Here is a 15,110-nt window from a genome sequence, read left to right as displayed (position 1 = left end):
AGAAACCGGGTTGATTATTCAGAACTCGGTTTCTGTGTCAGTCCTATTTTAAAAGTTAACTGAATTAGAGACTACAAGTTCCTCTCGCCCACTGTCCATCTAGTGAAACAGAAACTTCTGTACCCGGTTGAACTGCTCCTTTTGATAAGTCGATGACAATGATATCAGCGCCTCCCATATCACCCCCCCGATACACTAATTCTCCTCGCTCGTTGGGTCGATCATATCTTAATTGATTGGTGCGAGGTGGCCCACTTTGAGGGGTTAACGTAATGGTTGTAAATCGGCCATCAAGATAACTCACAGAAAACTGCATTCTGTTTTGAGGAAATTGGCCCGGACAGTTAAAATTTGTTGCTGCTTCTGCTTTGGGAGTAGCTAAAAAAGTTAATCCACCTATCCCATACAGTAGGGTAGATAGGGAAAAACTGAATATTTTCTTGAGTTTAGTCATCTTTTTAATTGCAATACAATCAACAGGAAAACTATATCATGTATCGCTCTAATCTGTTTTTACTCCTGGGGGAGTAAAACGAATTTCTATCCTTCGCCTAGTTTCATCTGAACTGCGGTTACGGGGAGCATATTCTCCTGAAGGTAAGAATAATTGAGCAGCCGAATAAGCTCTAAAGTTCAACCCCTTTAAACGACCTTTTTTTTGAATAGCTTGCAGTTTTTTCATCACAGCTAAAGCTCGCATTAATCCCAAATCAGCATTAGAACCAGGTTTAAGGTTTTTAACGGGTTGAGATCCCCCTGCAACTTGTTCTAATATCTGATCTAAATTACTAGCTGGATTAAAAGTTTCTTGACCATCTGTATGTCCGATTATATCCACAACATAACCTTGATAATCTTGAGAATATTTCTCTAGTTTGTCAACAACATTTCCTTCAACAAATAATCGTAAACCTTCTGGTAAATCCGCCTTACCCGTCTCGAATTTTAAGGAGCGTCCCTGGCTATCTTTATCAGAGTCTTTAATTACAATTACAGGCGGGGATTGTAATAGTCTAATTTCTGTTTCTAATTGGCTAATTTTCGTCTTCGAGTCTTTTATTGTTTGATCTTTTACTTTGGAATCTGATGCTGATTTAACAATGCCTATTAATAAAAACAAAATCATAATTAAAAAAGCATTGGACATCAAATCTGTGAAGGCTTGCCAGATATTTAGATCTTCAGAGGAGTTATTAATTTGGGAGGGACGGCGCATAGTTTTAAGTATAACAACAATTAATGGTATTCTTTATAAACCCCAAAATTTGAATTTTTTCTTATTTTGACTCCTGTTATTTTGTTCTTGTAATAGTTTAATTAACTGTGATAAATCTGAGTGAATTGTTTGGTTATCTTGTTCTTGTAAAAGTTTGATTACTTGTGATAAATCTGAGTGAATTGTTTGGTTATTTTGTGCTTGTAAAATCTTAATTACTTGTGATAAATCGGATCTCATCTCAACAAAATACTGAACATTAGGTTTAATTGATTCGTCTAATTTATCTGCGATCGCTTGAGAATAAGATTGATGACTATTCTCTTGATTTCTGATCAGTTTAACCAGAACTTTAGTTAAATATTCTATTTTTGTATTGACATTATTTGTATAACCATTCATTGTTTCAACGATAGTTTTTAAGTCTTGTTGAACTTGCACAAAACTATCGGATTTATCAACAATTTGTTTTTGGATCTGATCTAAGGTTTGTGAAGCCAATTCAAATCCCTGTGATCCTTCTTTTAGTTGAATAATCATCTCAGAGAGAGATTGTTGATTAGTTTGATGCAATTTAAAAACTTGTAATGAACTCTGATTTAGTTGAGTGAAACTGGCTTCCGTCGTCACTAATTGTTGAGTAAAATTCTGAAGTTGAGTTAAGGTATCTTCCAGAGATTTAACTGTTTGAGCTAAACCCAATGCAGAGTCAGAAAAATTCTTTTGGTAATCGCCGAAATTAGTAGCTATTGTTGATAATTGTTGGGGAACCTGACTCTGTTCAAAACTTTCTACAACCTGTTCTAATTTTACCACAATTTTATCATTGATTTGTACAGAATTTCCAAAGGCTTCTGTTGCAGTCTGGAAATTATTCGCCCCTCTATCCAATGTTCCAGCTACATTTGATAATTGATTATAAACTTTTTGCGCTAGTTGACTCGCTTCTACATTAGCTTGTGTAATTTCCTTAATATTATCTCTCATGGCTGATTCTACAGCATCTCTAACTGTATCACCAAATTTTGTTAAAAAATTCTCAAACTGCTTCGACATTCCTGATACAATTTTATCAAGTCTGGTTTGATTATCTAATGTAGAATAATAAATATTATCGAGGTAGTGTTCCAAAGAATTAATTAATTTATATTTAGCTAAATTGGTATTGTAAAAAAAGTTAAAAATAGTTAACAAAGCACTAAAGAATAACCCCGCCAAACTGGTAGAAAAAGCGATCGTCATTCCTTTTAGGGGTTCTTCCAATTTCTTTAATAACTGAATGAAATCCTTGGTTTGATCTGGATTTTGAAGAATAGCTTGACTCAAGGAATTCAAATTCATGGTAATTCCAATAAAGGTTCCAATTAATCCAAAAGCCAGGAGTAAGTTAGGAAGAATTCGACAAAAATAATCAATTTGTTCACAGGATTTCCCTAAAACCTTTTCTTGACTATAGGCTTGATCAATTAAAGCCCCCGTGTTCACCTGTTCTAAATTTTGACTAGCTTGCTTAAAACTCTGTTCTAATATTGTGATAATCTTAGGCTGAATTCCAGGCGCATTTTTACTGATAACCCGATTAACTTTATCAGCTAAATCATTGAGATGTCGATAGAGATTTAACCGATAATACATACTCATAAACGAGGGTAAAACCACAAACAGAATAATCAGAGCGAACATCCAAGGAGGGAGAACAAAAATAGCCATAGCAACATCCTGAAGATTTAAAATAAGTCTGGTAAAAACTCAATCATGGGTTGAGTTAAAAATTCTACAACCCAACTGTTTTTGTTAGGATAAACCATATTTATCCATAATTTCCTTTCTTTTTACTTCATATCCTCTCTGATTAAAATTTCCCTGGTCGAATTCTTTTTGTAGCTGCTTCAATTCTCGCTCTAAACTGTCACGACCTCTTACTGGGGGATGGTCATTGACAGAAGACGGAAGACTTGTAATTTCCCCTTTAATTCCTTTAATTCGTTGAATTAAACGATTAATAACTCCTTCTTTTAGAATAGTTCCTCGAACACCGACAACCGTTGATTTACAGGAATAATTAGGACTAGATTCTGGTAATTTATCTACATAATCCACAAACTTCTGTAGCTTCAGTAAATAGTTATTTTCCCAAAGATTATAATTTTGCCGAATCTGAGAAATCACATTCTCTAATAACTCGTTTAAAGTGGCTGTCATTTCTTGATTATTTGCCAATTCTTCTAAACTTTGATTCCAAACTGGACTGAGTTCGGCTGTATAATAGCAGCTTCTTAAATCATCATAATATTCCAACTGTAAAACCTGGGTTTCTGGATTTAGAAAAATTAACTCAAAAGCCAAACAAGGATAGAAAACATCTGCCAATTTTTCTATTAAGTGTGCATCAGGGGGGATAATATCGGTAAATTGAATCTGATAATCAGAATGACAGGAAGACCCCTCTCGATTTTGTTCTCGAATATAATGATTTCTGATTTCTTCTAAACCATTAATCAATCTTAAAGGAAACCCGCCATATTCCTTGACGATTAAAATTTGATCTTCAGCTTGAGAGGGTTTTAGGATGGTTGGATCGATGCCTAAATCGTGAGTCAGGATACTTTTAAATTGGTTAACGTCTAATTCGTCCGTATCTTTAAATCCAATAAATTGTTTGAGTTTATCAGGTAAGTTAGAAAAATAAGGATCACTGGAATTTAAACGCAATAAAGGTTCAGCTTCTTGGATAATTTGCCCTAAACGGATAGGACGGACTGAAGCGGAATAATTTTGGATAAAACGCTTAATGACAGATTTGACAATTTGATTACTACGGGAACCAAATACACTATCTATTTCTTGATTAATTTCGGTTTTCAGTTGTTCTAAAGTGCTACGATCCATCAAATAAGAGAGGGATTCTTCCACACCTGATGCTTCCGTAATATCTTTACTCACTAACACTAACTGAGAGCGAAAATTAATCTCTGGCAAGAGGGTTTGATAACATTCTTCAATATCTTCTTGAGCGAAAATTGCCTCTCCACTCATTTCATTAAAATTAGAATTGATTAGATCTTTCTGTTCTTTTTCATAGTCAGTTTTCCAATTTTCAATAACTCGGCTAAAACCGGAGGTTTGCACCGAATAATCTCTAATATATTTTTGCAAATCGCCGACAATTTTTAAGGCTTCCTGATTCGCTGTTAACTTAAAATTATCTTCAATTAACTTAAAAATTTTCCTAACAGCACTCTCGGCTTTTTTCTGGATATTGCGATTTTTGCTATTAAATAATGGCAGTTCTATTTTCTCCTCAATATCATCTATTTCCCGTTGTATATCTCGCCATTTATTCTCCATATCTTCGATTTTTTTCATTCCTCCAGCTTGAGAAATTTCTTCCTCTAACTGACGTTGATAACTGTTTAAATCCGTTTCCATCGCATCTAACCAGTCCCGAACAGTTTTAATCGAAAAATTAGGATTACTGGGGGTCATCAATTCAGCAATAAACTCATTAATATGATCTTTTAACTGTTTAGTAATAACGGGGCGTATCTGTAATAACCGCGTCAACCAAATCCCTCGCGTTGTTTCGTTTTCTCCCGGCTGAACCTTTCTAAATTGGGCTCTAAATTGCCACGATAAATCTGTTTTTAATTCCAAACGATTCTCTCGATTCTTACATTCATTGATTTTGTTGTTGATTAAGTTGTTTCTCCATTTCGTCAAGGTATTAGTAAAACTTTGACTCCCTTCTTGAACGGATTCTGTTAATCGTTCTGTAAAGCCATCCCGTTCTTTTGAATCACTATGCCATTTATACTTGATCATAAATTGTTCAAGTATTAATTGGGGGTCAGGGCTTTGTCCTTCACCATTTAACCAAAAATTTAATAGTTTTAAACTAATCCGATTTAAGGCAATTTTAACAATAATTTCACGCGGGAAATAAATAGCAGCTAACCCAAAGGTTAAATACCCTTGAGGATTAGGACGGGGGTGATTATCCGCTTGAATTAAATGGGTTAATAAATTATCCCGCATTCCTTTAGCGACGGGTGCTAATTCTCCTAAAAAATCTAACGCAATTTTATGAGCAATCACATTACATAATTTTTGCTGTTCTAATATTGTATATTCACCGTTAGTTTGATTAGAGATTAAATAAGTATAATCAAAGGGGGCGCGAGGTTCTTTAACCAGAACTAAATTTTGCATATCATAACAGGCTTCAAATCGAGTCCCCGGACTGCTGTAATGATTTAATTCTTTTAAGGCGGCATAAGTATTAGCATTCATATAGGAAGCATTGCTATATAATTGCGGACTAATGACTAAATATCCTAATAATTGAGTCCCTTTATCTCCATATAATTTTCTTAAACTATAGGCTATATCTAAAAACATTCCGCTTCCGGTTCCACCACACAAAGAACCAACTACAAAAATATTTAATCCGGGATCAACTTTTAATCCTGATTTGAGTAGAATAGCTTCATGCCCCATCGTTCGTCTTTCTGCGGTTTCAATGGCGGTTCTAATCTTTTGATAATTATGGAAAAAGGCTAATCTTCCCACAGGTCGAATTCCTTTTGCTCCTTCTTCAACTGCTCTAATATTACGCAGTAACTGGGGGGGAAACCACCGCGAAATATGATCATAAGGCCCTTGACGATCATAATTAGAACGCTGTTCTACTCCCTGAACAAAATTAGTCACTTCGGCGGCGGTTAGAATCGCATTAATTTTTTCAGAATCTCGGAAACTTAAATCAACACCCCGATAAGTATTACCTGTTTTTAAACTTGAGCCTTGAGTTGCTGTTTTATCGGTATCAATATGAACAAAACTAACAATTGGCAATTTTGTTAAATCCCCATACTGTTCCACAATTAACCGTCGCAGTCGCATTAAAACGTCTCGTCCAGTTCCTCCTAATCCAATACAAATTGTCCGTTGAATTCCTTGTAGTTGATAGTCGTTAGATTGCATGATTAATTTCTCCCTGGTTATTTTTGAATTTTAATTGTAAATTCGTAATTCTTTTTGGCTTGAGAATTTCCTGTTTTTGAATAGGGACAATTTAATTGAAATGAAACACCGGATATAGGTGTTTTTTTAGTCAGGTTTTGACCGTTATATTCAAGGAGACTATCTGGGGTTGGTTCTAAATATAATTTTTCTCCTTTCCTCATTAAATAACCTCGAATTTCTGCTCCTGGTGTATCAATAGAATGGTTGCAGTTAGATTCATATTCACCGATAGAAATTCTTTGATGATTACGCAGATAAACGGTTTGTTCTTCTGTTTTTTTATCTGCGAAATTGATAGTAATTTTCCATTTTTTATTGAGATAATAAACTTTAATTCCTAGACCTATACTAGCTAGAATTAGGATGACTAAAGTTAACGCAGGTAAGGATAACTGTTTCCATAAATACGGGGGGACTAAACAAGTTTGTTTTAATCCGGGTGTAGGAGTACAAAATTCTTGGACAGTGGGGGGAAGATCAACAATAGTCAGGTTATATTTTTGCTGATCTTGGGTTTTAATTGAGAGAGAACGGGGGATTAATGGTAATTTTTCTAACCACTGTTGACGCTGTTGTGTTTCTTGAGACGTTCCCACTCGAAAGGGACTGTCCCCTGGGGTTTCTATCCATTCTTGGGAATTCGCGGGGGATTTCGTGAATAGTTGTGCATCGGTAATCCAAACCACCGATTGGGGTTTAATCGGTTGATTCTGGGTTAAACGACATTGATTCAGATCCGCTAAACCTTGATAGATGGTTAACTCAGCCCGTTGAATATCAGTATTTTGCAGATTCAGATTCGCCTGAAACGGAATCACTTGCAAAATCTTTTCTACATCAGTTTTCCCCTTAAACTGAATGGCAGCTTCTAATTTTAGGGGGTTAATCTCCGGTTCTAAAGGATTAACTTTTGTAGCAAAAGGCACAACATAAACCGTATCTCCTGATTTTAAGCTGTCTTCAACAATTTGGCGTAACCGAATGTGGCCCTCATCATTCAAACCAACGCTTTCGGTTAGGTCAATGGCCAGTACCACATCTCGCCCACCCTGTAGACGCCCTACCCATTCCAAACCTGTTTTTTGGAAATCGGTCAAAGATTGACCAGGGGTAACTGCCGTACAAATCTCACTCAAGGTAGTTTAGTTAGAAACTTATACCGTTGATCATAATATCACAAAACTTTTGGTAGTATGTTCTACTGGAATACCTGCGTCAATCCGTTCAGAGGTTAACCCATCTAGCGATCGCATTTTAGATCTGACTTTGAAACAGCCCTGGGGAGTTGGGGGGATCATTTAGGGATTTCATATTAATAGTAAAAAGGCGATCTCATTGAAGATGGGCGGGTTTAGTCAGATTATTGGTTAGAATTGAAGATAATTACAGAACCCGCCCCTACATTTTGTTGTTGAAAAAATCTGATGGCGTAGCCGCCGCCTTGCGGCATCGCATTTGAGCAATAATCAACAATTAAACCGTAGGGGCGGGTTCCGAGACGAGCTTTAATGATCAGTAATTATCTCCCTAAACCCGCCCTCTATTCTCAGGCGATCGCATTTTAGATCCGAGAATGAAACAGCCCTGCTTGTTAAGCAGGGTTAGGGGGGATCATTGACTTGGGATCAGATCAAGGAAATTATGGTTTGATCGCCTACTTTTAGCGTTAAAGTTGACACTAATGGTCTCGCGCCAGCAACTAAATTTTTGTTTGAAATTAAAAAAAGTTGGTGCGGGCGGCGGATTTATGATTAGATTTTTTAAGATCTAATATTCCGCCGACGCACCCGACAATTAAGGGATGTTTTAGTGAGCCATTATTTCTCAAGCAATTGCTATGCTTAAGATTTTTAATTGTTCACGGGATTCTTGTTTTACTAATCCATCAATTGCAGCATTTTGTAATCGAATAAACGCTTCAAAATCATCTTGGCTATATTTGGTTGTTTGTAACAGTTCTCTGAGTTCTGCTTCAACCTTTTGGGTTAAATAACCCTGTTCTAAAGTCTGGTTAACCAGCTTATGGATTGCACCCATACTCAAGGATTCTCCTCAATTTTTAAACACTGAATAATCGTAGTCTTTTGTTATTAAGAGTCTCTGAATTTTTATACAGTTAGACTCAACTCTGCTTTGATCAAACAATTGATTTCCGCGTAGGGATGAACGAATTAATTGATCATCACTTCAGGTTAATTAAGGACTACAGGCACATTACTAAGGTTAGGGTAGATAACAAGGGCACAAGAGAAATACGAGGAACTCAAAAAACGGGTTTGTTTTTCTCAGATCATTACAGTTTTTCCCTTAACCCTCAAGCATTAAAAACCTCTATTTTTAGGGTTATAAATTAGAGGAACAGTAGTAAAAGAAGATGTGACAGAACTCCCAGGAAAAACTTTTCTGTATCAAAACAGACTGTTTTTGAACCGAAAGTTTTGTGAGTAGAGGGTTATCTATAGTTTATCTTAATTTTTCTTAAAGTGGAGTGCCACATTGCCGAACACATCATCACCCCTCGACTCTGACTCAATGATTTGTGTTTTTATGGACGTGATCGCTAAAAAAGGAAGATGCAGTTAGTCTATTATACTATGAAACTGGTTTCATTTTGTCAAACGATCTAAACAGAGTTGATGGGAAGAATTGAGTAAAGCTTGCCAAGCTAATAATACCACTCCTAATGTTCCTAAAGCTGTAGCTGAGGCGATCGCAAAGATAATAATAATCTGATATCGTACCGCATCTAAAGGATTTGCACCTGCTAAAATTTGACCCGTCATCATACCAGGTAAACTAACAATTCCCATCACCATCATCGAATTAATTGTGGGGATCATTCCGGTTTTCAGGGCGGTTTTAACTTCCTCATGAGTTGCTTCCCAACGAGTTGCGCCTAATGCTAATAAGGTTTCAATTTTTTGACGATGATTGACTAAAGATTCCATGAATCGATCTAATCCTAAAGAAATCCCAGTCAGGGTATTTCCTAATACCATTCCTAACAGGGGAATAAAGTATTGCGGATCATACCAAGGTTGCACTTGAATAATGCCAAAAGTTGTTAAATTGGTAATCAAAAATGAGGAGAGAAAAACCGATAATAAACTTCGCCAGTAAATTCCTAAAAATCTCCGTGAGGTACGATTTACACTAGAAATGCCTGCAATAGTTGTCATGATTATTGCTAAGGCAATAATCGGAAAAGGATGGGATAAGGCAAACAGCCAATTTAAGACATATCCAATTAATAATAACTGCACGACCATTCGCACACTAGCAATCACTAATGTTTGCGCTAAACCTAATCTGAGTCCTAATGATAGAACAATATTAATCAGAATGAATAAAACAGATAGGGCTAATTGTTCTAAACTAATCGGAATATAACTACTAGACATTTTAGGATAAATAAGATAACATTAAGGATGAGAAACTAATTCTTGTTGAACTTGAGTTACCCGACACAATTGTTTAGAATCATGACTTGTCCAAATACAAGCTCGTTCTGGATTTTCCGTTAACCAACGTTGAATTAAAGACTCTACTTGTTGGGTTGTTGTGGGATCTAAAGAGGCTGTGGGTTCATCTAATAATAAGACTAATGGATCTAATTGTAATGCTCGAATTAAAGCCACTAATTGAGTTTCTCCTCCTGATAAATTTTGAGTAGATTGTTGGAGGAAATAGGGCGATCGCCCTAGGTCTAAAAACCAGTTTTCTACCCGTTGCGAATTGTAGCATTTTTGACGATGAACAGATAGATTATAAACCATTTTTAAGTTCGTTTCTACAGTTCCTTCTAATAAAATAGGGCGTTGATGCAGATAAATCACTAAAGAACGGTATTCAGGCATATAACATTGAGTTAATAGGCGATTTTCGAGTTGAATTTTGCCCTCATCAATGGGATCTAACCCGGCTAACGTTTTTAATAATAGGGTTTTTCCGGTTCCTGTCGCCCCGACTAAACCTAAACAAACCCCAGGGGATAACATTAAGTTAACCCCTCGCCAAATCCATCGAGAGTGAATTTTACGACCGAGATTGATTGCAGATAATTGACTCATGTTCTGTAACTCAAAATTAAACGGATATTTATAGAGAAATCCAGGCTAAAACGGAAATTTGAAAAGCTAGATGTTAAACTCTTAACTAGATCCCCCCTGATTATAAAGGCGGCAGTAACATGACTCTAAAAGACTTAGAACCTCAACTGCTGGCATTAAGTCTAGCGGAAAAAGCGCAGGCTATTCAATTGCTAGTCCAAAGTTTAAGTAATGTTTGGCAAGGAATTGAAAAAACTCCTGGGGTGTGCGGTGGGGATGCTAGAATTGCTAACACTCGTATCCCCGTTTGGTCACTGATCAATTATCGCCGGAATGGTGCTTCTGATGCTCGAATCTTACAAGATTTTCCTCATTTGAAAGCAGAAAATTTAGTCAATGCTTGGACTTATGCTGATACTCATCCAGAAGAGATTGAGGCAGCTATCCGCAGAAATAATTAACAAGAACAAACATAATCCCTCTTCTGTAATTTTTGGAAAATTCAACGAATTTTAAGGATGATAGCCGATGAAAAATCAGCGTTAATAGTGCCAAAAGCCTTGAAATAAATTTCAGGCGTAGGGGCGGGTTCAGTGGGGTTGCGGTTAATCAGAAAAGATCTTGTTGAACCCGCCCCTACAAACCCGTTAAAACGGGTTAATTAAAAATGATCTGAGTCATCTTTAGATGACTTCAGCTTTCAGCCCGAACTTTAGTTCAGGGCATTATGACTTAAGCGCCTAGCCCCTACGAGGAATTGGATTTTAAGTCTGATGTACAACTGATTTAGACTTGCTATCTATATAGTCAACATTTACACCGCTAAAAATTGTTGAATCACTTCTTGACTTAAATCTTTTGTAGCACCAGAAGCGACAATTCCTCCTTTTTGCATAGCATAATAACGGTCAGCTTGGCGGACAAAATGTAAGTGTTGTTCCACTAATAAAACCGAAATTCCGGTTGTTTGAATAATTCGTCGCACCGCCGCTTCAATTTCTAAAATAATTGAGGGTTGAATTCCTTCTGTGGGTTCATCTAAAACCAATAATTGGGGTCTTCCCATTAACGCTCTCGCAATAGCTAACTGTTGCTGTTGTCCGCCGCTTAAATCTCCTCCCATCCGAGATAACATCGTTTCTAAAACAGGGAATAACTCAAAAATATCATCAGGAATTTCAGGTTTACCTTTTCTTCCTAGAGGTAACGCTTCTAACCCTAATAATAGATTTTCTTTGACCGTGACACGAGGAATAACTTCCCGTCCTTGGGGAACATAACCAATCCCTAATCTCGCCCGTTTATCCGTTGAAACTTTATTCAGGGGTTTACCTTGAAAATAAATTTCCCCGGTTTTGGGTTTGAGTAACCCCATAATTGTTTTTAAGAGAGTCGTTTTTCCGACTCCATTTCGGCCAATTAAACATACCATTTGTCCGGGGGTAACACTTAAATCGACATCGCGTAAAATATGACTTTCTCCATAATAAACATTCACCCCAGACACCCGTAACATCAAATCAGGGAGTGCTACAGATTCTATTACTGCTCCTTGTGTTATTCCGATCATTTTGAAGTCCTCCTTAATTGATTAAAATACCCGGAAGTAAAGTTCGGGCTTAAACCGTTTACTCCTCCTCTTGTTTTCCTAAATAAACTTCAATCACACGGGGGTCATTTTGCACTTCATCCATATCCCCTTGACACAATACCGAACCTTGATGCAAAACCGTTACTATTCTGGCAATTTGTCGCACGAATTCCATATCATGTTCAATCACAATAATGGAGTGACTTTCTGCTAATGCTAACAGCAAACTTCCCACGTTTTCGGTTTCTTCATCGGTGAGTCCCGCTACAGGTTCATCAACTAATAATAAATCAGGAGATTGTGCCACTAACATCCCAATTTCTAACCGTTGTTTTTCCCCGTGAGACAATAATGCTGCTGGAAAATCAGCTTTGGCAATTAATCCAATGGTTTCTAAAAGTCCCGCAACGGTTCGGATTTCTACCCCCTTAGTTCGTTGAAATAAGGTGGGAAATACACTTTTATTTCGGTTACAGGCTAAATCTAAATTATCTCTAACCGTTAAATTTAGATAAATTCTAGGGGTTTGAAATTTGCGCCCAACTCCAAAACAAGCAATTTGATATTCGGGCATTTTTCTCAAATTACGCCCTTTAAAAATCACCTGTCCTTCAGTGGGTTGAACTTTGCCCGTAATCACATCTAAAAACGTGGTTTTTCCGGCTCCGTTAGGGCCAATAATTACTCGCAATTCCCCCACATCCATACTAAAATTTAGGTGATTGAGGGCTTTAAATCCATCAAAACTGACGGTGACATCGTTAATCTCTAAAATTTTAGCAGTCATGGTTTTAATCTTTCATTGTTTTTTGTTCAAATTCTTCCCGTTCTAACTCGACTTCCGGGTTTTCTTCTAAACTGGGATAGGTCGCCACGACCTTCGGAAATCCGAATAAAGCCCGAATTTTATCCCATGCAATGGTTCGTACCCATCCCACAATGCCATCGGGTAATACTGTCACCACAATTAAGAATAATGCCCCTTGGAAAAATAGCCAAACTTCGGGAAATTGTTCACTCAATAATGTTCTTCCTAACCGGACTAATAGAGTTCCTATAATTGCCCCGATTAATGTTCCCCGTCCTCCCACGGCGACCCAAATTACCATTTCAATTGAAAAGGCAACATCCATAAAATTAGGGGTAATAATTCCCGTTTGGACGGTATACAATGCGCCTGCAATTCCGGCTAATGCTCCAGAAATAGAAAAGACTAAAACCTTAAACCAAGTGGGGTTATAACCGGAAAATCTTAAACGAACTTCATCATCCCGAATGGCAATTAATAAATTACCAAATCGTCCACTGGTTAACCAGCGACAAAGTAAATAGGTAGCAATTAGAAACAAAATTGTGATTTCATAAAATGCTAACTGAACGGCGGGAGAACCGACAACAGCCCCAAATATTTTATCGGATTCAATATTTAGCCCGTTTGTGCCGTTAATCAGTTGTTGTTGACCGTTAAAGAAGTTAAAGAAAACGATTAATGACGCTTGGGTAATAATCGAAAAATAAACCCCTTTAATTCGGTTTCTAAAGACTAAATATCCCAGTAAACCCGCCACAATACCGGGAATAATAATCACCGCAAATACAGTAAAAGGAAAGGAATAAAACGGTTTCCATAACCCAGGTAAATCATTTACCCCATAGAGGGTAAAAAATTCGGGGATTTCTCCGGCGGGAAGTTGCAATTTAATATACATGGCTAAGGCATAACCCCCTAATGCAAAAAAGATGCCATGTCCTAAACTCAATAATCCCGTATATCCCCAGATTAAATCAATGCCTAATGCAGCAATAGCTAAGGCAAGAAACCGACCCAAAAGTTTTAAGCGAAAGACGGGTAATATTAAGGGCATCAGTAGGGCAAATAATAAGCTGAACCCAATAATAATCGCCCCTTCAATCAGTAACTTTTTCCGTTTTTGTTGTTTGGTTTTAGCTAGAACGCTAATTTCATCGTTCATAGTTCAGCCGTTCTCCCTTTCTGTGGAAAAATTCCTGACGGTTTGATTTGTAAAAAGGCAATAATTAACACGAACACTAATACTTTTGCCAAGCTAGTTGTGGCGAAAAAATTAAAGAAATCCACAAAGAATGGTGCAGCATTAAGGTTGGTTAATAATAACGCCAGAGTTCCTGAACCAATTAAATAACTGGTAACACCAATGGCGAAGGCGGCAATAACTGTTCCTAAGAGATTTCCTACCCCTCCAACTACCACCACCATAAACGTATCAACGATATAATTTTGTCCGGTATTGGGCCCAACTGATCCTAATAATGTAATCGCACATCCGGCAATTCCTGCGAGTCCTGAACCGATGGAAAAGGTAAGAGCATCAACGGTATCGGTGGGAATCCCTAAACAGGCGCTCATGGTACGATTTTGGGTGACTGAGCGAATTCTTAATCCCCAATTTGATTGGTTGAAAAACCAATAAATTACGATTAAGCACAGAATCGTTAAAATAATAATAAAAACACGGGAATAGGGAACCTGAAAATTCCCTAATTCTAATCCCCCTCGCAACCAAGGAGGCGCCGTAACATCCACGTTTCTATCACTAAACCAAGGTTTTGCTAAGGCTTTTTGGCTTTGTCCAATTACTAATCCTATGGAGAGGGCTGTTGCTGATGATAAAAGGAATAAAACGGAAATCGCCCATTGTCGAATTATTTCCCAATGGGGACGACGACGCAGTACCCACAAACCTCCAAAAAAGAGTAGGCAAAATATAACAATTCCGATGGCAAATGTGGTACTAACACTGCGAACAAATTGTTGTAAAATTAAACTGACTCCCCAAGTTGCCAATAAAGTTTCTAGGGGTCTTCCATACAAAAACCGAATCACACCCCGTTCTAAGGCTAATCCGACTAAGGCGGTGACGATAAAGGCAATCGGAATGGCAAAAATAATATAGGTGCTAAATAGAGGTTCGCCTAACGGTTTGAAGATATTTTGAACGACAAACGTTGTATAGGCTCCTAACATAATCAGTTCCCCATGAGCTAAGTTAATTACACCCATGAGTCCAAAGACAATTGCGAGTCCTAATGCTGCCATTAACAACACCGAACCGATGCTAATTCCATTAAATATGGCAATGAATAGGTCTTGCATTTTGAGGAAAAACTGTTAAAGGGGGAATTAGAAAGTCAAAGTCCCCCTTTTTAAGGGGGATTTAGGGGGATCAAATCTAGGATTAATTAGGATTAA

Annotated in this window: 13 protein-coding genes; 1 reads left to right on the top strand and 12 read right to left on the bottom strand. The window is 37.3% G+C overall.

Annotation, left to right across the window (positions count from 1 at the left end):
- Nucleotides 1-64: 64 nt before the first annotated feature.
- The 8 genes from PL8927_RS21360 to PL8927_RS21325 form a co-directional block, all read right to left on the bottom strand.
- Complete coding sequence (locus PL8927_RS21360; RefSeq protein WP_083625482.1) at nt 65-454, bottom strand: hypothetical protein; 390 nt, start codon at nt 452-454, stop codon at nt 65-67.
- A gap of 48 nt (nt 455-502) precedes the next feature.
- Nucleotides 503-1,216 (bottom strand): OmpA family protein, encoded by a 714-nt coding sequence (locus PL8927_RS21355; RefSeq protein WP_083625481.1) that lies wholly within the window; start codon nt 1,214-1,216, stop codon nt 503-505.
- 33 nt (nt 1,217-1,249) lie between these two features.
- Entirely contained in the window at nt 1,250-2,926 is a 1,677-nt protein-coding gene (locus PL8927_RS21350; RefSeq protein WP_083625480.1) for a hypothetical protein, read from the bottom strand.
- A gap of 84 nt (nt 2,927-3,010) precedes the next feature.
- On the bottom strand, nt 3,011-6,199 hold the full coding sequence (locus tag PL8927_RS21345; protein ID WP_083625479.1) for a tubulin-like doman-containing protein: 3,189 nt from the start codon (nt 6,197-6,199) through the stop codon (nt 3,011-3,013).
- Nucleotides 6,200-6,216: 17 nt separating this feature from the next.
- On the bottom strand, nt 6,217-7,338 hold the full coding sequence (locus PL8927_RS21340; protein ID WP_231506100.1) for a VWA domain-containing protein: 1,122 nt from the start codon (nt 7,336-7,338) through the stop codon (nt 6,217-6,219).
- A gap of 727 nt (nt 7,339-8,065) precedes the next feature.
- Nucleotides 8,066-8,278 (bottom strand): hypothetical protein, encoded by a 213-nt coding sequence (locus tag PL8927_RS21335; protein WP_083625477.1) that lies wholly within the window; start codon nt 8,276-8,278, stop codon nt 8,066-8,068.
- Between the two features lie 569 nt (nt 8,279-8,847).
- A complete protein-coding gene (locus tag PL8927_RS21330; protein WP_083625476.1) occupies nt 8,848-9,642 on the bottom strand; it encodes an ABC transporter permease in 795 nt (264 codons plus the stop codon).
- 21 nt (nt 9,643-9,663) lie between these two features.
- Nucleotides 9,664-10,311: an ABC transporter ATP-binding protein gene (locus PL8927_RS21325; RefSeq protein ID WP_083625475.1), complete on the bottom strand. Its 648-nt coding sequence runs from the start codon at nt 10,309-10,311 to the stop codon at nt 9,664-9,666.
- A gap of 119 nt (nt 10,312-10,430) precedes the next feature.
- On the opposite strand from PL8927_RS21325, the gene PL8927_RS21320 reads away from it, so the two are divergent.
- Nucleotides 10,431-10,751: a DUF433 domain-containing protein gene (locus tag PL8927_RS21320; protein ID WP_083625474.1), complete on the top strand. Its 321-nt coding sequence runs from the start codon at nt 10,431-10,433 to the stop codon at nt 10,749-10,751.
- 353 nt (nt 10,752-11,104) lie between these two features.
- On the opposite strand, the gene urtE is transcribed toward PL8927_RS21320, so the two are convergent.
- The 4 genes from urtE to urtB form a co-directional block, all read right to left on the bottom strand.
- Nucleotides 11,105-11,806 (bottom strand): urea ABC transporter ATP-binding subunit UrtE, encoded by a 702-nt coding sequence (urtE, locus tag PL8927_RS21315; RefSeq protein ID WP_083625665.1) that lies wholly within the window; start codon nt 11,804-11,806, stop codon nt 11,105-11,107.
- A gap of 112 nt (nt 11,807-11,918) precedes the next feature.
- Nucleotides 11,919-12,668, bottom strand: a complete 750-nt coding sequence (urtD, locus tag PL8927_RS21310) for an urea ABC transporter ATP-binding protein UrtD (RefSeq protein ID WP_083625473.1) — start codon at nt 12,666-12,668, stop codon at nt 11,919-11,921.
- Nucleotides 12,669-12,672: 4 nt separating this feature from the next.
- A complete protein-coding gene (urtC, locus tag PL8927_RS21305) occupies nt 12,673-13,854 on the bottom strand; it encodes an urea ABC transporter permease subunit UrtC (RefSeq protein WP_083625472.1) in 1,182 nt (393 codons plus the stop codon).
- A complete protein-coding gene (urtB, locus tag PL8927_RS21300; RefSeq protein WP_083625471.1) occupies nt 13,851-15,014 on the bottom strand; it encodes an urea ABC transporter permease subunit UrtB in 1,164 nt (387 codons plus the stop codon). The genes urtC and urtB overlap by 4 nt, the downstream gene beginning before the upstream one ends.
- Between the last annotated feature and the right edge of the window lie 96 nt (nt 15,015-15,110).

Source organism: Planktothrix serta PCC 8927, from assembly GCF_900010725.2.
Classification (GTDB): Bacteria; Cyanobacteriota; Cyanobacteriia; order Cyanobacteriales; family Microcoleaceae; genus Planktothrix; species Planktothrix serta.
This window is presented reverse-complemented; position numbering and strand designations above follow the sequence as displayed.